Genomic DNA, 20,881 nt, shown 5'->3' with positions numbered 1-20,881 from the left:
ATGCTCGGGGCATGGAACTTAACAGCGTTAAGGAGAGGGGCGTGGACGGGATGCCGGAGCACGGGAGGAACGTGGACGTGGACGTACTCGTCGTCGGCGCGGGCCCGGCCGGCCTCGCCCTCGGAGTCGATCTGGCACGGCGGGGCGTGGACGCGCTCGTCGTGGAGCGGGGCCGGTCACTGGCCCCTGGATCGCGCGGCAAGGGGATCCAGCCGCGCACGATGGAGGTCCTCGACGACCTCGGCGTCCTGGACGCGATCCGCGCCGCGGGCGGCGACTATCCGGTCGGGCTGATCTGGCGGGACGGGAAGCGGGCGGGCGAGCAGTCGATGTTCGACCCGGCCGAGGACGGCGAGGAGGGCTCCGCGTTCGCCGAGCCGTGGATGGTGCCCCAGTGGCGCACCCAGGAGATCCTGTTCGAGCGGCTGGCCGCGCTCGGCGGCCGGGTCGCCTTCGGCCGCGAGGTGACCGCGCTCGACCAGGACGAGGACGGTGTGAGCGTGCGCTTCACCTCGGGCGAGGGCACGGGGACGATCCGCGCGCGGTACGTGGTCGCCGCCGACGGTGGCCGCTCGGCCGTGCGCCGGGCCGTGGGCATCGGCATGACCGGTGCCGGGTCCGACGGATCGGGCGTCGTGGACCCGGACCCGATCCTGGTCGGGGACGCCCTGATCAGCGGCCTGGACCGCGACCACTGGCATCTCTTCCCGCCGCGCGGGGACGGCGAGGGCTTCATGGCCGTCTGCCCGCTCGCGGGCACGGAGTACTTCCAGGTCGTCGCCGGGTTCCCGGCCGGAACCACCCTCGACAGCTCCGCCGACGGCGTGCGCGGGACCGTCGCCGCCCGCTCGCACCTGGCGGCCGACGCGGTCACCGAGGTGCGCTGGGTCTCGGACTTCCGGCCGCGCGCGGCGCTGGCGGACCGCTTCCGCGTCGGGCGCGTGTTCCTCACGGGGGACGCGGCACACATCCACTCCCCGGCCGGCGGCCAGGGGCTCAACACCAGCGTCCAGGACGCCTACAACCTGGGCTGGAAGCTCGGCGCGGTCCTGGGCGGCGGGGCTCCGGCGTCCCTGCTCGACACCTACGAGGAGGAGCGGCGGCCCGTCGCCGCCGGGATGCTGGGCCTGTCCACCCGGATCCACCGCGGCGAGGCCCGCCGCGGCAGGGAGACCCGTCAGCTCGGCCTCGGCTACCGCGGTTCCTCCCTGGCCGTGGAGACCCGTCAGGACCTGGGGGACGAGGCGGTGCGCGCGGGCGACCGCGCCCCCGACGCGGCCGTGGACGGCGGACGCCTCTTCGACGTGCTCCGGGGAGCGCACTGGACGCTGATCACCGCCGGCGCGGTCCCGCAGCCGCCGGCGCTCCCCGGCGTCCGCGGCGCGCGGATCGGATCGTGCGAGCGGTACGGGAGCGGGGTCTTCCTGGTCCGCCCCGACGGGTACGTGGGCTGGGCGGGCGCCGGCGCACAGGGCCTGCGGGAGTACGCGGCCCTGGTGGGCCTCGACGCCGGCTGAGGGCTACGCGCTGGCGAGCGTGAGCTTGACGGCGAAGCCGAGGAAGAGGGCGCCCGCGGCCGTGGTGGCACCCGCGGAGAGGCGCTTGCGGCGGCGGAATGCCTCCGCGAGGCGCGTACCGCTGAAGATCAGCGCGGTCAGGTAGAGGACGCTCGCGAGCTGGGCGAAGGCGCCGAGGACGACGAACGAGAGCGCCGGGTAGGCGTATCCGGGGTCGACGAACTGTACGAAGAAGGCGACGAAGAACAGGATCGCCTTCGGGTTGAACAGGCTGATCACCAGCGCCCGCCGGAACGGCCGCTCCCCGGCCACCGCCTCGGTCTCCGTGCTCGCGGCGACCGGCTCCCGCCGGGCCCGCCACATCGCCCGCGCGGCGCGCAGCATCCCGACCGCCAGCCAGGTCAGATATCCCGCGCCTGCGTACTTCACGATGCCGAACAGCACGGCGTTCGCCTGGAGCAGCGACGCCACACCGGCCGCCGACAGGGTCATCAGCACGGTGTCCCCGCACCACACGCCGGCGGCGGCGGTGTATCCCGTACGGACGCCTCGGCGGGCGGCGACGGAGAGCACGTACAGCGAGTTCGGCCCCGGCAGCAGGACGATCAGGACGAGGCCCGCGAGATAGGTGGGGAGATCGATGACACCAAGCATGAGAGCGAGTGTCGCACGGGGTCACGGCATCGCGTCCGGGGTGTCCCATCACGGCTCGGTCACCGTCGGGGAGGCCGTTCACCTGCGGGTTCCGATCACTCGTACGAGGGAATCGTCCGGCTCAGAAGGTGTCCGACGGCACGTACGTCCCCCAGACCTCGCGCAGCGCGTCGCAGACCTCGCCGACGGTCGCGCGGGCGCGCAGGGCCTCCTTCATCGGGTAGAGGACGTTCTCCGTGCCCTCGGCGGCCCGCTTCATCGCGGCGAGGGCGCTGTCGACGGCTTCGCCGTCCCGCTCGGCGCGGAGCCGGGCGAGGCGTTCGGCCTGCTGGGCCTCGATGGCCGGGTCGACCCGCAGCGGCTCGTACGGCTCCTCCGCGTCGAGCCGGAAGCGGTTGACACCGACCACGACCCGCTCGCCGGAGTCGGTCTCCTGGGCGACCCGGTAGGCGGAGCGCTCGATCTCGCCCTTCTGGAAGCCCTGCTCGATGGCCTCGACGGCCCCGCCGAGATCCTCGACCCGCGTCATGAGGGCGACGGCCGCCGCCTCGACGTCGTCGGTCATCCTCTCGACGACGTACGAGCCGGCGAAGGGGTCGACCGTCGCCGTCACGTCCGTCTCGTAGGCGAGGACCTGCTGGGTGCGCAGGGCCAGCCGGGCGGACTTGTCGGTGGGCAGCGCGATGGCCTCGTCGAAGGAGTTGGTGTGCAGCGACTGGGTGCCGCCGAGGACCGCGGCGAGCCCCTGGACCGCGACCCGCACGAGGTTCACCTCCGGCTGCTGGGCGGTGAGCTGGACGCCCGCCGTCTGGGTGTGGAAGCGCAGCATCAGCGACTTGGGGTTCCTCGCGCCGAACTCGTCCCGCATGACCCGGGCCCAGATGCGCCTGGCGGCACGGAACTTGGCGACCTCCTCCAGGAGCGTCGTCCGGGCGACGAAGAAGAAGGAGAGGCGGGGGGCGAAGTCGTCCACGTCCATGCCGGCGGCGACGGCCGTGCGGACGTACTCGATGCCGTCGGCGAGCGTGAACGCGATCTCCTGCGCGGGAGAGGCGCCCGCCTCGGCCATGTGATAGCCCGAGATCGAGATGGTGTTCCACTTCGGGATCTCGGCCCCGCAGTACTTGAAGATGTCCGCGATCAGCCGCAGGGACGGCTTGGGCGGGAAGATGTACGTGCCCCGGGCGATGTACTCCTTGAGGACGTCGTTCTGGACGGTGCCGGTCAACTGGTCCGCGGACACGCCCTGTTCCTCACCGACGAGCTGGTACATCAGCAGCAGCAGCGCGGCGGGCGCGTTGATGGTCATGGAGGTGGAGACCTTGTCCAGCGGGATCCCGCCGAACAGGACCCGCATGTCGTCGACCGAGTCGATCGCCACGCCCACCTTGCCGACCTCGCCGTGCGCGAGCGGGGCGTCCGAGTCGTGGCCCATCTGGGTGGGCAGGTCGAAGGCGACCGAAAGGCCCGTCGTGCCGTTGGCGATGAGCTGCTGGTAGCGGGCGTTGGACTCCACCGCCGTACCGAACCCCGCGTACTGCCGCATGGTCCAGGGACGGCCCGTGTACATCGACGGGTACACCCCGCGGGTGAAGGGGTAGGCACCCGGGGCGCCGAGCTTCTCGGCCGGGTCCCAGCCCTCCAGGGCCTCGGGGCCGTAGACCGGCTCGATGGGCAGTCCGGACTCGGATTCGCGCGCCATGGCTGTGCCTCCCGTGAAACGGTCCGATGATTCCGTGGTTCTCTTCCACCATGACGCCCCGTTCGCAACCGGTCACCCGCGGGGAGCATCTCAGGTGACACGACGGCGGGAGGGCGGCCCGATGGGCACGACAGGACGGGTGGAACAGGGGTCCGGATGCGTACGACTGGCTTGAGGAGAGCGCTGGCCGGGCTCGCGGTGCTCGCCGTGGTGAGCGGCTGCACGGTGAACGCCGGGGACGCGCGGGGCAAGGGGCCCAGCGCGCGGGCCGCCGCACCGGACGGGAAGGGCGGCGGCCGGCCCGGCGCCCCCTCGAAGGGCGGGGGCGGCGCGTCCGGCTCCGCGGGGGCGGGGAAGGGTGGCGCCGAGGCCGCCGAGGTTCTCTGGTCCCGGGGCGACCGGGGCGACGACATCCGCCGGGCGCAGGCCCGGCTGCACCAGGTCGCCTGGCTGATCACCCCGCCGACGGGGACGTACGACGCCCGGACCGTCGCGGCCGTGAAGGGGTTCCAGGGCAAGCGGGGTCTGCCGCGCACCGGTGATCTGGACACCGTCACCTGGCGGCGGCTGCGGGGGATGACGCACGAGCCGGCGGCCTGGGAGCTGTACCCCTACGGCGGGCAGCCGGCCGCGAGGCCCGACCCGCGCTGCATGACGGGCCGCGTGCTGTGCGTCAGCAAGACGAGCCGCACACTGCGCTGGATGATCGACGGCAGGACGGTCTCGGAGATGGACGTGCGGTTCGGCTCCCAGTACACGCCGACCCGCGAGGGCGTGTTCAGCATCTACTTCAAGTCGCGCTACCACGTGTCGACGATCTACCACACGTCGATGCCGTACGCGATGTTCTTCAGCGGCGGCCAAGCGGTGCACTATTCCTCGGACTTCGCGGCCCGCGGCTACTACGGCGCCTCGCACGGCTGCGTCAACGTGCGGGACAGGAGCAAGGTCTCCGCGCTGTTCGCCCAGGTCCGCACCGGCGACAAGGTCGTCGTCTACTGGTGAGGGACGCCCGCGCGACGGCGGGGAGGACGTATGGGGCGCGGGCGGGACCGGGGGAACGTGTCCCGCCCGCGCCAGTTGCACGAAGCCGTGGGTACGGGGGGAACCCCGGCTCCGTGCTACGGCCGATGACCAGTCGGCTCATCACGTACTGCGTCGCGGCGGCCGAAAACGTCACACCCAGCCGATAAAAATTTCAACGAAATACAAAAGTGCAGGTCAGAGCGGTATCAGAGCACGCGGGTCAGGCGGCTGACGGTGCGTCCGCGCGGCCTTCGACGAACTGACGGCACGTCGCGCGAGGAGCGGGGGCAGCCGGGCCGGGAGCCGGGCGGTTCAGGAGAGCGCGGCGGCCGACGGGGTCGGCGCCGGGTTCGACACCCGGGCCAGGGTCGGTACGAGCGGCAGGAACGGGGTCAGCACCGGGCGCAGGACGGACGGGGTGGTGACACCGTCGCTCCGGGGGTGGTTGCCGCCGGGCGCCGTGTGGTGGCCGTCGCCGTCACCACCGCCCTGGCCGGACCCCTCCCCCGAGCCCTGTCCGGTCCCCTGGTCGCCGCCGTCGCCCGTGCCGTCGCCACCGCCCAGTCCGCGGCCGAGGACACCCGAGCAGTAGAGCCGCACCCGGGCACCGCCGCCCGCCACGTGCTCCAGGGCGCGCCTGCTGTCCGCTTCGAGGTCCTTGCCGTCGAGGACGGCGCGGCAGTACGAACGCGTCCGGGCCCACCAGTCGCGGGAACGGTCGGCGTTCCCGGTGGAGTCGGGGCTCGGCGGTCCGCTCGCGCGGCCCGGCGTGGCGGAGGCGGGGGCGTCCGCCGACGGTTCGCCCGACGGGCCGTCGGGCGCGGGCACCACGGTGCCGTTGCCGCCGGTGATCCCGGGCGAGGGCAGGGGCGAGGCGGAGACGAGCGAGCGCTCCGACGTCCGCACGGCCGTGGCCGAGGCGGCGGGGCCGGGGTGTTCACGGGTGAACGGGGTCGGCAGCACTCCGGTTCCGGCCGCGACGGCGACACCGCCGACCATCCCGACGGCCAGCACGGCGGCGAGCCCGAACCGGGTGGGCCGTCCCCAGCGCGTCCGTCGTCCGTGCGCGGCGGGGCGGCCGATCCGTACCAGAGGGGCGTCCGCGGCATGCGCGCCGGAGCGGGCGCGACCGCGGTGGACGGGCTGCGCGACGACGCCGTCGCCGTCCGCGCGCGCCTTGCGGAACGCGGCCAACGCGGCCGCCTCGCCAGGGAGTTCGTCGCAGGTCGGCTCGGGTTCGGCGGACAGAGCGCCGAGGGCTTCGATGAGGCGGTTGGCCCGGTCACGCGTGCCGGGGTCGACGGCTTCCAGCGGCTCCCCGTTCAGCAGACGCTCCGCGGCGTCCCGGTCCAGCCACCTGTACTGCTCGTCGGCCATCACATGTCCTTCTGCGCCCGCGAACGCGTATGCGTCACACCGGCGGACGTCACCGCGCTGGTGCGCGAACCTCGTTGCGGGGGGACGGCGTCGAGCGCGCCGACGGATTCCGGATCGGTGCCGAGCAGCTCCGCGAGCCTTTTCAGACCCCGGTGCGCGGCCGTCCTGACCGCTCCCGGGCGCTTGCCGAGGGTCTCGGCGGCCGACTTGGCGTCGAGGCCGACCACGACCCGCAGGACGACGGCCTCCGCCTGGTCCTGCGGAAGCTGGGCGATGAGCGAGAGCGTGCTGCCGGTGGACAGCGCCTCCATCGCCTCGGTCGCGGTGTCGGACTCGGCGGCCTTGCCGGTCAGCTCGGTCTCGTCGCCGCCTATCGCGGGACGGCGGCCGCGCATCCGTATGTGGTCCAGCGCGCGGTTGCGTGCGATCCGGGCGGCCCAGCCGCGGAAACGGTCGGCGTCCCCGCTGAAGCGGTCCAGGTCACGGGCGATCTGGAGCCATGCCTCGGACGTGACGTCCTCGGCGTCCGGCTCACCGACCAGCGTCCGTACGTATCCGAGCAGGCGTGGGTGCACCGCCCGGTACACAGTCCGGAACGCGGTCTCGTCCCCGTCCTGTGCGGCAAGCACCGCGGCGGTCAGCTCCGCGTCGTCCCCCAGCACCCCCGCGCCCCTCTGTGCCTCAACCGGCCCCGCTCGCGCGGACCGGGTTCTCGCCGTCGTCTCGTGAACGGACGGTCGTGGTCTCGGGTCCGTGTGCTTCTGGTCTACGGCCCCGCACGGCTCCGGTCCTGGACCCACGTGGTCGCGGTACCCGGTCCACACAGGTGTGGTCCAGGTCCCTCGTGGTTGCGGTCGTCCGTTCTCCGCACCGGCGCGAAAGGCACGTTACGGCCTGAAACAGCTCCCCGTCCATGTTCGTACAACCTGCAACGACATGGTGACCGTGCGAGGTGTGACACAAAACGCAGTCGCGGCGCTGTAGAGAATACGGGTCGCCGCGCGGCCCGTGCCGCGCGACGGTCGGGGCCTCTCCTGTGGGGGGTGGCGGCCCCGGCCGTTGCCATCGGCAGACACGCCGCCCCTGCCCCGGCGCTGCACCCGCCGCGCCCCTGGCAGGGCCCGCCGCCGCGACTCCGGTGGAGACGCGTCCTCGCCGGCTCCGGCCGGGCAGACCCTCCGACTCCTGTGCCACGCACACCGTCGCCCCTCGGGGCAGGCCCGGTGCCGCGTCGGCCCGGGCCGGTCCCCGTCCGCGACGGTCCGGCTAGCGGCCGTTCCTGGACTTGTCCGGCTTGTTCGCGTCCGTCGTCCTTCCGGGCGCCTTCGTGTTCTTCGGACCCGTGTCCGACGCCAGTTGCGCGGCGCAGAACGCCTCGACCTTGTCCTCTCCGCCCGCGGCCGTGACGAGCCGCTGCCAGGCGCGCGAGTCCAGGGCCCTGCCCCGGCCCCGCACCGACGCGTACGCACGGCAGTGGGCCTCGGTGTCACGGGCCCGCGGGGGACGGCCCTCGGAGCCTCCGGGGGCCGGGGTGCCCGGGGCGGAGGCGCCGGGAACGGCCGAGGGGACGGGTCCGGGGAGCCGGTCCGCGGTGCTTCCGGACGGCCGGGGCACGGCCGCGCCCCGGTGCCCGGTGGTGTCGTGCGTGATGGGTCCGATGGCCGCGAAGGCGACGCCGCCCAGCGTCAGACCGGCCAGCAGTACGGCGAACGCGGCCCTGAGCGAACGGCTCGGCCGTCTCTCCTCCCCCGGGCGCCAGTCGTCCCGGCGCCGGGTACGCGCGGTGCGCGTGCCGCCGTCCCGCGCGACGCGGAAGGCGGCCACGGCCTGAGTCTCGGCCTCCCGGTCCTCCGCCCGGCCGCGCAGCGCCGCCGCGAGGAGGCTCTCCAGCGGGGGCCCGCCGTCCCCGGGGCCGGCCGCGGCCGCGGGCACGACGCGCGGACCGGGGGCCGCGCCGTCGCCGGTGTGCCGTTCACCCATGCCCGGCCGCACGGCCGGTTCCCTGTGCGGTTCCACGTCCGGTTCCATCTCCGCCTGCCGCTCCGCCCTGCAACCCCTCGCCGTGCCAGGACTCCGCTCCGCGCTCCACGCCGTACCACGGCAACGGCCCGCGTACCGGCCGCCGTCCGCGCGACGGCATTCCCGCGCCCGGCGCCCGGGCCGTGGCGGTCGGCCCACCGCCGTGCCGCAACCGTCGCGCGCGCCCCGGCCGTCCGCCGTGCACCATCCGTACACCGGTCGACTTCCTTCCGCCGTACGACCACGCGGTTCCGGACGGCGGCCCGGTACCGGCCGTTCCGGACGCACTTCTCATCCCGACTCCCCCAGCGTCCGGGGCTCCTCATCCGTCACACCCGCGACGCCGAGCTGGAGCGCGAGGCGCTTCAGGCCCCGGTGGGCGGAGGTGCGCACCGCGCCGGGGCGTTTGCCGAGCACCCGGGCCGCGGCCGGTCCGTCCAGGCCGACGACCACCCTCAGGAGCACGGCCTCGGCCTGGTCGCGCGGCAGCCCCGCGACCAGTTCCAGGGCGTACTCCGTGGACAGGCTCTCCAGCGCCTCGTCCTGGGTGCTGTGCCTGCCGGGCAGGTCCAGCGCGTCCTGTTCGAGGGCGGTTCCCCTCGGCCGCACCCGCAGCCGCCTCAGATGGTCGAGCGCCCGGTGCCGGGCGATGGTCGCGGTCCAGCCGCGGAACCCCGCGCCGTCCCCCCGGAACCGGCCCAGGTCCCGGGCGATCTCCAGCCAGGCGTCGGACGCCACGTCCTCGGCGTCGTCACCGACCATCCCGCGCAGATAGCCCAGCAGACCTGGCTGCACGATCCGGTACGCGGCCGCGAAGGCGGCCTCGTCCCCGTCCTGCGCCCGCGCCACCGCCGCGCCCAGTTCCGCGTCGTACGGCTGCACGCGGCGGGGTTCCCCTCGCTGGCCCAACACTGTCCTCGTTCGCACCGAGTTCGCCCGAATGTGCCCTGCCGGCGCGGCCGTCCGCGTCGACACCCCCATGGTCATCAGCGTCGGGCCACACGGAAGTGTCACAGTGCGTCAGCCACCACGTCCGGACCGGCCGGCGGGGCCCCGCGGCGCTCTCAGCGGGTGGTCTCGCGGCACAGCAGGCGCAGGGAGCCGTCGCCCGCGTAGCAGCGGCGGGCCTCCTCGATCGGATCCCACATGCGTCCGTCGGGGGTACGCAGCCAGTGCTCGCCGCCGCTCTCCCACCACTCGGCGCCGGTGTGACGGGCGATCACCTCACCGGCGTACGCGCCGAACCCGCGCAGCACGCTCTCGACGGCGGCGTACGGGGCACCGTCCCGGCGGATCTCGTCGATCACCCGGTCCACCCGCCACAGGCTCTGGGACGAGTAGTCGAGGCGCAGCCGGGCGCCCTCGCGCATGGTCGCGACCGTGTCGGCCGCCCAGCGAACGGGCTTCGTGGCAGCTGAGGGCCGGGTCGCTCGAGTTGCGTTCACATCCGGAAGAGCGTGACGGCGGCCGGATTCGTCACGCGCCGGGGCGGGGGTTCGCGACACCGGCCCAGGACCGCCATCTCCGCCTCAGGACCATCACAGAAACCCCTCGGACGCGGGGTTTGGGGGTGCGCAGGAGCCGTACCGCCTCCGGCGCACCCCTTCGCCCGTGCCGGGACTAGACCCGTCCGCGTGCCCTGCGGGAGACCACCGCTCGCAGGACGCGTCGCCCCTCCGTCGACGCGTCCAGCGCGAGCCGCAGCCCGCCCTTGCCGTGCTCGTTGAGCAGTTCGAGGACCGAGACCTGGCGGCGCAGTTCGGCGGCGACGAGCGGGGACATCCCCTCGGTGCGCCCCTCACGGCGTGCCGTCACGCACGCCTCCGCGTCGTCGGCGTGGTCGAGGAACCGGTGCACCTGGAGCGCCGCCACCGAGCACGCGTCCGACCAGGCACGCAGCTCCTCCTCGGAGGGCTTCTCGGGAACGGCGTCGAGCATGCCGCGGGCCAGCAGGGCGGCGTGGTCCTCGTCGGTCACGGCGGGCTCGGGGTCCTCCGCGTCCATCTTGGCCCGCGCCTCTTCCAGACGCGTTCCCCACTGGGCCCAGGCGTCGGCCTCCGACAGGCTCGCCCACAGCGGACGCAGGACGTCGTCGTCCCCGCCCAGCAGGGGCACGCACCGATCCAAACAAGCCAGACCGCTCGCCGCCAGACCTCGCTCGTCGGCCTGAGCGATCAGTTCCACCAGACTCATCACGACTCCCTCGAAATGCCTCGACAGGGCGCCCTTGCCTTACGGAGCCCGCACTTCCCCTTACTGCGTGCAACGGACCAGGAGTGTCACAGTGCGAGCCCACCCTGCCGCTCCGCGAGGCGAATGACTAGGTTTTCGGCCAAACACGCGCTCGCGGACCAGCGGGAATCCGGTGCGCGCCGACCGACGTCGGGCGACCGGCGGTCAGCCGAGGACGGTGCCCGGCCCCTCGTGCGCCTTGCGGTCCTGCATCCCGGTCAGCTTGAGGACGACGGCGATGGCCAGCACCGCGCTCAGGACGTCGAAGGCGTCGGTGAGCAGCCCCTGGAAGGCGGCGTCCCGGATCGCCCCGGCGGTCTCGGCCTTGCGGGAGGCGGAGAAGGCGACGCGGTCGGCCAGCAGGCCGACGAGCCAGAACGTCCACCAGGTGTTGACGAGCCCGTGCCGGGCGCGGGTGCCCTCGGGGCGGCTCGCGTCCCAGATCTCGGCCACGATCTGGCGCGGGCGGGCCAGGTTCACGAACGGCACGAACCAGCCCCAGCCCACCCACGCCCGGGAGTAGGTGTGCCCGAACGGGTTGAAGAACTCGGCGTTGACGCGGACCCGGAACAGCCAGACCAGGTAGCCGACGGCAGCCGCGACCAGGGTGGCCGCCTGTATGTACCCGGCGGTGGCGTTGAGCGAGTCGGCCCGATCGGCCCGTCGCGTGAGGGAGGCGAGGGACTCACCGCCCGCGAGAGCGCTCCCGATGCCGCTCGTCACGTCGTACAGCGTGTAGTCCGCCCAGACGGCGAGGAGGTCCGCGGCGATCACGAGGCCGAGCAGCGCGGCCGCGAGCCTGCCGAGGAGGACGGGCGAGCGCAGCGACACGGCGCCGTGCGGCGACGGGTGCGGCGGCAGCGGCGCCGCGGACTGCTGCGGCGATGACGGCATGGTCATGGGACCCCCAGAACGGCCGTCACGGTGTGGTGACGGCACAAGAAACCGGGCGGCACCCCTCCCCAGGGGTGACGCCCGGTACGCGAACAAGTAAGAGGAAGTTAAGGTTCCCGGCGCCCCCGCGTCCAGTCCGGCCGCCGGGGCCCCGGCGCCTGGGGCCGGCTCAGCCCAGTCGGTCCGCCAGGGCCCTGAACTGGGTCCAGGACATGGACGGTGTGCCCGGGTCCCACAGTTTCTGGGTCAGGGCGCGCAGCGGCATGCGGATGCCGGCCGCGACCTGGTCCTGCGTCTGGGAGTTGGCGAGGTCGCACCAGACGGCGAAGGACCCGCCGAGGATCTGGGAGTCGTACCGCGCGGGCACCGGGGTCGTGCCGCGCAGGACGAGGGGCGTCCACTGTTCGTAGATGCGCTGCCCGGTCGGATAGACGAAGGTCTGGGGCTCGCCGAGGACGTAGTAGAGGTACTCGTCGTTGTAGTTGACGACCTTGCGGCCCGCGCTCAGATACTCGACGGGCTGGCGGGCGCCGATCTCCTTGCCGGTCCAGTACGCCACCTGGAGGCCGCCGTCGGCCTTGACCGTGCTGCTGCGGAAGAAGCCGTCGTTCCAGGCCCGCGCCGTGCGGCCGTGACCGTGGATCAGCTTGGCGCGGTCGTTCAGCCAGCCGGTCGTCAGGTCGGCGACGCTCGCGCCGGCTCCGTATCTGCTCCGCGCCGCCGCGACCAGCTGCGGGAAGGACGCCGCGGGGTTCGCCACCGTCAGGGCCTGGTACTCGTCGCCGCCGAGATGCCAGTCGGTGCCGGGGAACAGGCCGGCGTACTCGTCGAGCAGATCGTCGACGATCTTCGCGGCGGCGGGCTTGGAGATGTCCACGGCGCCGCGGATGGGGACGCCCGAGACATTGCGCAGCTGGAGGTCGGGGTGGGCCGCGATGACCGCGCCGAGGTGTCCCGGCGAGTCGATCTCGGGCACGACGGTGATGTGCCGGCTCGCCGCCAGGGCGACGATGCGGCGCACCTCGTCCTTCGTCAGATGCTGCTGCGACACGATCTCGGGGTGCGTGTCGGACGCGATGCGGAAGCCCTGGTCGTCGGAGAAGTGCAGGCCGAGCTGGTTGTACTTCAGGTCGCCCAGCTCACGCACCCGGTCCTCGATCCAGGCCGCCGTGAAGTGCTTGCGCGCGATGTCGAGCATGAACCCGCGGACCGGCTTCGCTGGCCGGTCGTGGACGACGCCCTCCGGCGCCGTGCCGCCGCCGTGCACCTCCTGCTTGAGGGTGCGCGTGCCGTAGAAGACCCCGGCCTCGGCGGGCCCGGTGATGGCGACCCGGCCGTTCCCTACGGTGAGGGTGTACGACTCCGGGCCCGCCTTCCCCTTGTCGAGGCCGAGTTCGACATCGCCCGCCTTCGCGCCCGTCCGCCCCGCGTACGTCAGCTTCAGTTCACCGGCGAGCAGCCTGCCCTCGTCGGCGAGTCCGTCGCTGTCCACGACCACCCGGCCTCCGGGTGCCGGGCGCCAGCCGGGACCGTGGGCCGCGATGTGCTCGCGTACGGCGGGAATGGTGCGCGGCGCCTTGGAGAGCGGGTAGTTCCGGGTCGGGGAGGGACTGGCCGCGGACACGGCCTGCGACCTGTCCGCGGACGGCACCTTGGCCCCCGACGGTCCCCCTCCCCCGTCGGGCCAGACCGCCACGGCCACCGCCACGACACCGACGACCGCCAGACCGGCCGCGACGAGTTTGCCCCGCCCGTGCTGTTCCGTCCGCCGCCGCGGCGCGCGCCGCCTGCCACCGCTCACTCCGCCACCCTCGTCTCACCGCGCCCGCCCGCAGCGCTCACTCGCCCGGCCCGCCCAGGAGCGACCGGTCCACCGCGCCCGCCTCCGGGCGCCCGCCTCCATCGTGCCCTCGCCGGGCAGGTACTCCGTTCAGGTGTACTCGCCCCGCGAGGCGTCCGCCTCCCCGGAGCCGCACGCCGGACTCGCCGGAGCCGCACGCCGGACAGCCTCGGAGCGGCACGCCGGACTCGTCGAAGGCTCACGCCCGACCGGCTCCCCGCCACCCACCGCAAACTCTGCCCCGACCGTCACCCCAACCGTCCACCACACGCTCCGAAACTCTCCCGTGCGGGTGAAATCCGGGCATCCGTCGGACAGGTCACGACACGTCTCGATAGCGTGAGCACCACAGCTTTCACTTCTCCCCCTGCCGAAACACACGTATCGCACGCACGTCACGCTCACCGGACGTCGCGCGTCCCACCCCCACGCCGAGGACCCACGCTGACGTCTCACCGTCTCCCACGCCTCCCCGGCCAGGTCGCCCTGCCCGAACAGAAGAGCGCGGTACCGTCCCCGGTCCGCCTCGACGGGTTCAACTCCGCGCCCGCCGGAGAGGTCACCCGCGCCCTGCTGGGCTGCTGCCGCAGCCTGCGCTGGGTCCACCGCCTGGCCGACCACCGCCCCTACCCCGATCTCGGCGCCCTCCTGGCCGCGGCCGACGAGGCGGCGTACGACCTGACCCCCGCCGACCTGGCCGAAGCCCTGGCCGGCGAATCGCTGACACCGCTCCCGGACGGCGCGCACTCCGCGGCCCACACGGCGCTCAGCGCCGCGCACGCGGCGTACGAGAGCAGATTCGGACATGTGTTCGTCATCTGTCTGGACGCATTCTCTCCGGGCGAAGCCCTCGACCAGGTGCTCGTCGGCATCCGGTCGCGCCTGACGAACGACCCCGAGGAGGAGCGGGTCGTCACCGCGGACGAGCTGCGCCGGCTGGCCCGCGGCCGGCTGACCCGTCTCGTCCGTCAGTTCGCCCACGAGCCGCGACACGCCGACATCCGACGTCCGGAATAGCCCGAACGTGCCTGATTGATTGCCAGTTTGATCACATTGATAGGGCCGCTGTAAGCGTTCCGACAACACGTCGCTACGATGGCCGGGGCCGGTGGACCGTACCCGGCCGGGCCCGACCGACAGAGAAGCCGGCGCGGCCCCAATCCCCGCTCCCGGAGGGTTCTTCCGTGCCGGCTGGAACGCTGTACCGCGGCCGGGAAGGAATGTGGTCCTGGGTGGCTCATCGAGTCACCGGCGTCCTCATCTTCTTCTTCCTGTTCGTACACGTGCTGGACACCGCTCTCGTCCGTGTCTCCCCCGAGGACTACGACAAGGTCGTAGCCACGTACAAGACGCCGATCGTCGCGCTGCTGGAATACGGCCTCGTGGCCGCCATTCTCTTCCACGCGCTCAACGGCCTGCGTGTCATCGCCGTCGACTTCTGGTCCAAGGGCCCGCGCTACCAGAAGCAGATGCTCTGGTCCGTCGTCGGTATCTGGGTCGTGCTGATGTTCGGGGCTCTTTACCCCGTCCTCGGTCACGCATTCCGCGAAGTATTCGGGAGCTGACGCAGATGTCCACTACTGACACCGCCGCTTCCGGTATCGGCCCCGTCGAAGGTTCCGGAGATTTCTCGGCCTACAGCGTCGACAACCCGGCCCCGTTCATCGAGGCCCCGCGCAAGCGCACCAAGAAGACCCCGAAGTCGACCCGCGGCAACTTCGAGATGTACGGCTGGCTCTTCATGCGCCTGTCCGGCATCGTCCTGGTCGTCCTGGTCCTCGGCCACCTGCTGATCCAGCTCGTCCTCGACGGCGGCGTCTCCAAGATCGGCTTCGCCTTCGTGGCCGGCCGCTGGGCCAGCCCGTGGTGGCAGGCCTGGGACCTCGCGATGCTGTGGCTGGCCATGCTGCACGGCTCCAACGGCCTGCGTACCGTCATCAACGACTACGCGGAGCGCGCTGGTACCCGCCTGTGGCTGAAGGGCCTGCTCTACACCGCCACGGTGTTCACGATCCTGCTGGGCACGCTGGTGATCTTCACCTTCGACCCGAACATCCGCTAGGCACGGGGCTGAGGCAACCACTCATGAAGATCCACAAGTACGACACCGTCATCGTCGGCGCCGGCGGCGCCGGCATGCGCGCCGCCATCGAGGCGACGAAGCGCAGCCGCACCGCCGTGCTGACGAAGCTCTACCCGACCCGCTCCCACACGGGCGCCGCGCAGGGCGGTATGGCCGCCGCGCTCGCCAACGTGGAAGAGGACAACTGGGAGTGGCACACCTTCGACACGATCAAGGGCGGTGACTACCTGGTCGACCAGGACGCCGCCGAGATCCTGGCGAAGGAGGCCATCGACTCGGTCCTCGACCTGGAGAAGATGGGCCTGCCGTTCAACCGGACGCCCGACGGGACGATCGACCAGCGCCGCTTCGGCGGTCACTCCCGCAACCACGGCGAGGCCCCGGTGCGCCGGTCCTGCTACGCCGCGGACCGCACCGGTCACATGATCCTCCAGACGCTGTACCAGAACTGCGTCAAGGAGGGCGTGGAGTTCTTCAACGAGTTCTACGTCCTCGACCAGCTCATCGTCGAGATCGACGGGGTCAAGCACTCCGCGGGCGTCGTCGCCTACGAGCTCGCGACCGGCGAGATCCACGTCTTCCAGGCGAAGTCCGTGATCTACGCGTCCGGCGGCACCGGCAAGTTCTTCAAGGTGACCTCCAACGCGCACACCCTCACGGGTGACGGCCAGGCGGCCGTCTACCGTCGCGGGCTGCCGCTGGAGGACATGGAGTTCTTCCAGTTCCACCCGACCGGCATCTGGCGCATGGGCATCCTGCTGACGGAGGGCGCCCGCGGTGAGGGCGGCATCCTCCGCAACAAGGACGGCGAGCGCTTCATGGAGAAGTACGCGCCGGTCATGAAGGACCTCGCGTCCCGTGACGTCGTGTCCCGCTCCATCTACACGGAGATCCGCGAGGGCCGCGGCTGCGGTCCCGAGGGCGACCACGTCTACCTCGACCTCACGCACCTCCCGCCGGAGCAGCTCGACGCCAAGCTCCCGGACATCACGGAGTTCGCGCGGACCTACCTCGGCATCGAGCCCTACACGGACCCGATCCCGATCCAGCCCACCGCGCACTACGCCATGGGCGGCATCCCGACCAACGTCGAGGGTGAGGTCCTCTCGGACAACACCACCGTCGTCCCGGGCCTGTACGCGGCCGGCGAGGTCGCCTGTGTCTCCGTGCACGGCGCCAACCGTCTGGGCACGAACTCGCTGCTGGACATCAACGTCTTCGGACGCCGGGCCGGCATCGCGGCCGCGGAGTACTCGGCGAAGGCCGGCTTCGTGGAGCTGCCGGAGAACCCGGCCGAGCAGGTCGTCTCCCAGGTCGAGCGCCTGCGCGACTCCACGGGCACCGAGCGGGTCGCCGCGATCCGCCTGGAGCTCCAGGAGTGCATGGACGCCAACGTGATGGTGTTCCGCACCGAGCAGACGATCAAGACGGCCGTGGAGAAGATCGCGGAGCTCCGCGAGCGCTACAAGAACGTCTCGGTCCAGGACAAGGGCAAGCGGTTCAACACCGACCTGCTGGAGGCCATCGAGCTGGGCAACCTGCTCGACCTGGCCGAGGTCATGGCCGTCTCCGCGCTCGCCCGCAAGGAGTCCCGCGGCGGTCACTACCGCGAGGACTACCCGAACCGCGACGACGTCAACTTCATGCGCCACACCATGGCGTACCGCGAGGTCGGCGACGACGGCACCGAGTCCATCCGTCTCGACTACAAGCCGGTCGTCCAGACCCGCTACCAGCCGATGGAGCGTAAGTACTGATGGCTACTCCCACTCTGGACAAGGCGGACGCGGCCGGCGCACCCGAGCCCGGTTTCGCCGACTCCCCCTACATCACCGCCACGTTCCGCATCCGCCGGTTCAACCCGGAGGTCTCTGCGGAGTCGGTCTGGGAAGACTTCCAGCTCCAGATCGACCCCAAGGAGCGTGTCCTCGACGCGCTGCACAAGATCAAGTGGGACCAGGACGGCACGCTCACCTTCCGCCGCTCCTGCGCGCACGGGATCTGCGGGTCGGACGCCATGCGGATCAACGGCAAGAACCGTCTGGCCTGCAAGACGCTGATCAAGGACCTCAACCCCGAGAAGCCGATCACCGTCGAGGCCATCAAGGGCCTGACGGTGCTGAAGGACCTCGTGGTCGACATGGACCCGTTCTTCCAGGCGTACCGCGACGTGATGCCCTTCCTCATCACGAAGGACACCAACGAGCCCACGCGCGAGCGGCTTCAGTCGGCCGAGGACCGCGAGCGGTTCGACGACACGACCAAGTGCATCCTGTGCGCGGCGTGCACGTCGTCCTGCCCGGTGTTCTGGAACGACGGCCAGTACTTCGGTCCGGCCGCCATCGTGAACGCCCACCGCTTCATCTTCGACTCGCGCGACGAGGCCGGGGAGCAGCGGCTGGAGATCCTCAACGACAAGGACGGTGTGTGGCGCTGCCGCACCACGTTCAACTGCACGGACGCCTGCCCGCGCGGTATCGAGGTCACCAAGGCGATCCAGGAAGTCAAGCGCGCCCTGATCACGCGCCGCTTCTGACCCTCACCCCGTGACCCGCCGCCGGGCCCGCTCCTTCCGGGGCCCCGCCGGTCGATCCGGGACCTTGTGACGTCGGCCTCCGAGACCTGAGAACGGTCTCGGAGGCCGACGTCGTCGTTGGGGGCGGGTGCGGACGCCGTCGTGGCCGGGAGAGCCGGTGGGACCGGGCCGCAGACGGTCCCGCGCCGTCATCCGAGGACGTCCGTGGCGGCCTTGTCCTGGCGTTGCATGAGGGAGCTCCAGGACGCCACGGCCGCGGGGTGCGCGTCGAGCCAGGCCCGCTGGACGACGGCCAGTCGGGTGTAGGCCGTCCGCAGGTAGTCGGTGTCCGCCTTGCAGCGGATGTCGGCCCGGGCGACGGGGTTGGTGGCGAAGTCGGTGTCGCGGGGGAGGCTGTCGAGCAGGTTGACCGGGTCGTCCGTGGCGACTCCGGCGACTCGCATGCAGCGCGCCCAGCGGGCGTCGGCCGCGCGGAAGGCCGGGTCCTTGTCCAGGTTCTTGCGGGCCTGCTCCTCGCCCTCGCCGAGCTGGATGCTGACCTGGAGCCACCGCAGGCGCTCGGAGCCCAGCAGCCGCTTCTCGGCCTCCGCCTGGCAGCCCTGGGCCGGCCAGGACACCTTGATGGACGTGCCCCGGGCGGTGATGCGCCGGTCGGCGGGGCCGTAGAGCGCGGCGAGGAACGCCTTGCTCTCGCGGTGTTCCGTCGCGGCCGGCGCGGGGCTCGCGGTCGCGGTGGTGAGCGACTCCAGGCCGAACGGCAGCGGGTGGTCGACGGTAGACGTGCTCGGCCGGGGTATCGCGGCCGGCGCGTACCGGTGGCCGTGGGCGGTCATGCAGGTGACGGCCAGCCGCCGTTCCGCCTCCGCGATCCGCCACTGCCGCTCGCTGGGGGCGTGCAGCAGCGGGTGGAACGGCAGCCGGGCGCTCAGGCGTCCGGCGTCCGCCGTCGGCCTCGGGGTGGCGGTGGACGGACCGGACCGGCCCGCGTACACCCAGGCGGCACAGGCGGCGACCACCACGGCGGTCGCGGCCGTGACGAGTGCGGTGATCCTACGGGTCTCCAAGGTCTTCCTCCTCCCGGCGCGGTGGATCCGGCGGCGGACCGCCGCCGGATCCGTGACGCGGCGCGGGTCAGTAGCAGCCGCCCGGGTTGGAGGTGGTCAGCGAGAGGGAGCTGGCCGACAGCGCGGCGGACAGTTCCTCGACCTCGCTGCCCGGCTTGACGCAGAAGAGCATCCCGCCGCCGGAGTTGATGTTCAGGTAGTACCGGGAGTAGTAGCCGCCGCTGCTGGAGTTGCTGGCGGACCACGCGTTGTCGTTGACGGTGGTGCCGGAGCCGGCGGTGCCGTAGGTCGTGTCGTTGAACGTGTCGTTCGTGAAGTTGGGGTCGCTGTTGTAGTACGAGTGCCTGGCGCTGCTGAAGCTGGACCAGAACACACAGTGGTAGCCGCCGGCACAGTTCGTGCCGGCCGATGCGGGGGACGCCGTGACGACTCCGCCGACGGCGAGAGCCGCGGCCAGGGCCGCCGTCGCCGCGAGCGCCTTGCGTGACCGGGCCCATCCAGCCTTTATCGGTACTAACATGACAATCCTTTCATGTCGACCTCGAGGTGGCTCCACCACCCTGGCAGCACCCGGACCGATTTCCCACGCGTTGCGGCCAGGGCCGAAAAGCGCAGGTCAGCGCCCCATGGGGAACATCCGAAGACGCACAGGTGATGCACAGGTATATCCGTACATGGCCGAATAACGCCTGTTGCAGGTGTTGTCAGCCGTGTCCGGCGGCGGACATGATGACTCGCCGGGCCGGAACAGGCCGGACGGACGGCCGTTGTCACAGCGCGGCCGCACGGGGGGCGGTCGCCGTCACAGCGCGGCCGTACAGGGGCCGCCGTTGTCGCAGTGCGGCCGTACGGGGGGCGGCCGTTGTCACAGCGCGGCCGCACGGGGGGGCGGCCGCGGTCACACCGCGGCCGGACGGGAGGCCGTCATGCTGCACATCCATTTCACCGAGGCCGACCTGGCACGTACCCGGCTGGCGTCCGAGCCGGATCCGCTCTGGGAGATCGCCCTGAGCCTGCACCGGTTACAGACGCGCCAGGGGCGCAGCGCGCACGCGGAGTGGTACCGCACGACCCGCCTGCGGCTGGCCGACCAGGGACTCGAGGGAGTCCTGCGGCACCTTCTGCTGCCGGTCTTCCCGAGAGCCGCGTACTTCCCCGACTTCCTCACCCCGACACGGGGCGGCCAGGGACTCGCGGCCGGACTCGCGGCACTGGTGGACACCCCCACCGACCGGGTGCGCCGGGAGGTGAGGCGCTTCGTGGCGGTCAGGGCTCCGTCGTGGGCACCGCGGCTCGTGGAGCGCGAGACGCGTCAGGACCTGGCGAACGCCCTGCGGAGGTACCACGAGGTCGCCCTGGCGCCCTACCGGGAGCGGACGCTGGCCCGGGTGGAGGCGGACCGGTCGGTCCGGGGGCGGGCCCTGCTGGCCGGCGGAGCGGACGGGCTGCTCGACGGGCTGGGCCCGCAGATGCGCTGGGATCCACCGGTGCTCCACGTGCACTACCCGGCGGAGGAACGCGACCTCGTGCTCGACGGGCGGGGGCTGACCCTCGTGCCGTCGTACTTCTGCTGGGGCCCTCCGATCTCGCTGGCCGACTCGGCGCTGCCGCCCGTGCTGGTCTATCCCGTGCTCCGTGAGGCCCGGCCGGCCGCCGTCGACCGCCCGCTCGGCGTGCTGCTGGGCCGGACCCGGGCACAGGTGCTGCGGGGAACCGCGCTGGGCGCGAACACGGGCGAACTGGCCCGGCTTGCCGGGGTGTCGGCCCCCACGGTGAGCCAGCACATCTCGGCCCTGCGGGACGCGGGCCTCATCAGCAGCCTCCGGTACGGCACGAGTGTCCTGCACACGCTCACGCCGCTCGGGGCGGCCCTGCTGCGGGGTCCCGACAGACCGGTCTCCGCGCTGTCCTGACCGGCGGCGGGCGGCGAACGGCCC

20 protein-coding genes are annotated in these 20,881 nt (G+C 72.3%); 8 read left to right on the top strand and 12 right to left on the bottom strand.

Going from position 1 to position 20,881, the window contains the following annotated elements; all coding sequences use genetic code 11:
• The first annotated feature begins 50 nt into the window (after positions 1-50).
• Positions 51-1,517, top strand: coding sequence for an FAD-dependent monooxygenase (locus WJM95_RS20090; protein WP_339135699.1), 1,467 nt, complete (start codon positions 51-53; stop codon positions 1,515-1,517).
• A gap of 3 nt (positions 1,518-1,520) precedes the next feature.
• On the opposite strand, the gene leuE is transcribed toward WJM95_RS20090, so the two are convergent.
• Both leuE and WJM95_RS20080 read right to left on the bottom strand, forming a co-directional pair.
• A complete protein-coding gene (leuE, locus tag WJM95_RS20085; protein WP_339131072.1) occupies positions 1,521-2,171 on the bottom strand; it encodes a leucine efflux protein LeuE in 651 nt (216 codons plus the stop codon).
• 121 nt (positions 2,172-2,292) lie between these two features.
• The gene (locus WJM95_RS20080) at positions 2,293-3,873 is read right to left on the bottom strand and encodes a methylmalonyl-CoA mutase family protein (protein WP_339131071.1); all 1,581 of its coding nucleotides are present in this window, start codon (positions 3,871-3,873) and stop codon (positions 2,293-2,295) included.
• Between the two features lie 156 nt (positions 3,874-4,029).
• On the opposite strand from WJM95_RS20080, the gene WJM95_RS20075 reads away from it, so the two are divergent.
• Positions 4,030-4,878, top strand: a complete 849-nt coding sequence (locus WJM95_RS20075) for a L,D-transpeptidase family protein (protein ID WP_339131070.1) — start codon at positions 4,030-4,032, stop codon at positions 4,876-4,878.
• Between the two features lie 333 nt (positions 4,879-5,211).
• On the opposite strand, the gene WJM95_RS20070 is transcribed toward WJM95_RS20075, so the two are convergent.
• From WJM95_RS20070 to WJM95_RS20035, 8 genes are all read right to left on the bottom strand, one after another.
• Entirely contained in the window at positions 5,212-6,276 is a 1,065-nt protein-coding gene (locus WJM95_RS20070) for a hypothetical protein (protein ID WP_339131069.1), read from the bottom strand.
• Positions 6,276-6,938: an RNA polymerase sigma factor gene (locus WJM95_RS20065; RefSeq protein ID WP_339131068.1), complete on the bottom strand. Its 663-nt coding sequence runs from the start codon at positions 6,936-6,938 to the stop codon at positions 6,276-6,278. The genes WJM95_RS20070 and WJM95_RS20065 overlap by 1 nt, the downstream gene beginning before the upstream one ends.
• 604 nt (positions 6,939-7,542) lie before the next feature.
• A complete protein-coding gene (locus WJM95_RS20060; RefSeq protein ID WP_339131067.1) occupies positions 7,543-8,292 on the bottom strand; it encodes a hypothetical protein in 750 nt (249 codons plus the stop codon).
• Positions 8,293-8,586: 294 nt separating this feature from the next.
• Positions 8,587-9,204, bottom strand: a complete 618-nt coding sequence (locus tag WJM95_RS20055) for an RNA polymerase sigma factor (RefSeq protein WP_339131066.1) — start codon at positions 9,202-9,204, stop codon at positions 8,587-8,589.
• Positions 9,205-9,359: 155 nt separating this feature from the next.
• Positions 9,360-9,740: a hypothetical protein gene (locus WJM95_RS20050; protein ID WP_339131065.1), complete on the bottom strand. Its 381-nt coding sequence runs from the start codon at positions 9,738-9,740 to the stop codon at positions 9,360-9,362.
• A 175-nt stretch (positions 9,741-9,915) separates the two neighbouring features.
• A complete protein-coding gene (locus tag WJM95_RS20045; RefSeq protein WP_339131064.1) occupies positions 9,916-10,488 on the bottom strand; it encodes a hypothetical protein in 573 nt (190 codons plus the stop codon).
• Positions 10,489-10,692: 204 nt separating this feature from the next.
• Positions 10,693-11,427, bottom strand: a complete 735-nt coding sequence (locus WJM95_RS20040; protein ID WP_339131063.1) for a DUF4328 domain-containing protein — start codon at positions 11,425-11,427, stop codon at positions 10,693-10,695.
• Between the two features lie 163 nt (positions 11,428-11,590).
• Complete coding sequence (locus WJM95_RS20035) at positions 11,591-13,222, bottom strand: glycoside hydrolase family 20 protein (protein WP_339131062.1); 1,632 nt, start codon at positions 13,220-13,222, stop codon at positions 11,591-11,593.
• A 483-nt stretch (positions 13,223-13,705) separates the two neighbouring features.
• Here WJM95_RS20035 and WJM95_RS20030 point away from each other — a divergent pair, with 483 nt between their 5' ends.
• The 5 genes from WJM95_RS20030 to WJM95_RS20010 all read left to right on the top strand — a co-directional run bounded on the left by WJM95_RS20030 (position 13,706) and on the right by WJM95_RS20010 (position 17,880).
• Positions 13,706-14,278 (top strand): 2-oxo-4-hydroxy-4-carboxy-5-ureidoimidazoline decarboxylase, encoded by a 573-nt coding sequence (locus WJM95_RS20030; protein WP_339135697.1) that lies wholly within the window; start codon positions 13,706-13,708, stop codon positions 14,276-14,278.
• Between the two features lie 167 nt (positions 14,279-14,445).
• Positions 14,446-14,826, top strand: a complete 381-nt coding sequence (sdhC, locus tag WJM95_RS20025) for a succinate dehydrogenase, cytochrome b556 subunit (RefSeq protein ID WP_078943667.1) — start codon at positions 14,446-14,448, stop codon at positions 14,824-14,826.
• 5 nt (positions 14,827-14,831) lie between these two features.
• A complete protein-coding gene (locus WJM95_RS20020; protein WP_339131061.1) occupies positions 14,832-15,323 on the top strand; it encodes a succinate dehydrogenase hydrophobic membrane anchor subunit in 492 nt (163 codons plus the stop codon).
• 23 nt (positions 15,324-15,346) lie between these two features.
• A complete protein-coding gene (gene sdhA / locus WJM95_RS20015) occupies positions 15,347-17,101 on the top strand; it encodes a succinate dehydrogenase flavoprotein subunit (protein ID WP_339131060.1) in 1,755 nt (584 codons plus the stop codon).
• Positions 17,101-17,880, top strand: a complete 780-nt coding sequence (locus tag WJM95_RS20010; protein WP_339131059.1) for a succinate dehydrogenase iron-sulfur subunit — start codon at positions 17,101-17,103, stop codon at positions 17,878-17,880. Before sdhA ends, WJM95_RS20010 begins: the two co-directional genes overlap by 1 nt.
• A gap of 188 nt (positions 17,881-18,068) precedes the next feature.
• Here WJM95_RS20010 and WJM95_RS20005 read toward each other — a convergent pair whose 3' ends face one another.
• Together WJM95_RS20005 and WJM95_RS20000 are read right to left on the bottom strand one after the other, a co-directional pair.
• A complete protein-coding gene (locus WJM95_RS20005) occupies positions 18,069-18,944 on the bottom strand; it encodes a hypothetical protein (protein WP_339131058.1) in 876 nt (291 codons plus the stop codon).
• 67 nt (positions 18,945-19,011) lie between these two features.
• Positions 19,012-19,464 (bottom strand): hypothetical protein, encoded by a 453-nt coding sequence (locus WJM95_RS20000; protein WP_339131057.1) that lies wholly within the window; start codon positions 19,462-19,464, stop codon positions 19,012-19,014.
• Positions 19,465-19,870: 406 nt separating this feature from the next.
• Here WJM95_RS20000 and WJM95_RS19995 point away from each other — a divergent pair, with 406 nt between their 5' ends.
• On the top strand, positions 19,871-20,857 hold the full coding sequence (locus tag WJM95_RS19995) for a helix-turn-helix domain-containing protein (protein WP_339131056.1): 987 nt from the start codon (positions 19,871-19,873) through the stop codon (positions 20,855-20,857).
• Positions 20,858-20,881: the final 24 nt, after the last annotated feature.

The sequence above is a fragment of the Streptomyces sp. f51 genome, from assembly GCF_037940415.1.
Lineage (GTDB): Bacteria > Actinomycetota > Actinomycetes > Streptomycetales > Streptomycetaceae > Streptomyces.
Note: the sequence above shows the minus strand (reverse complement) of the source record. Positions and strands in the feature narration are given on the sequence as shown.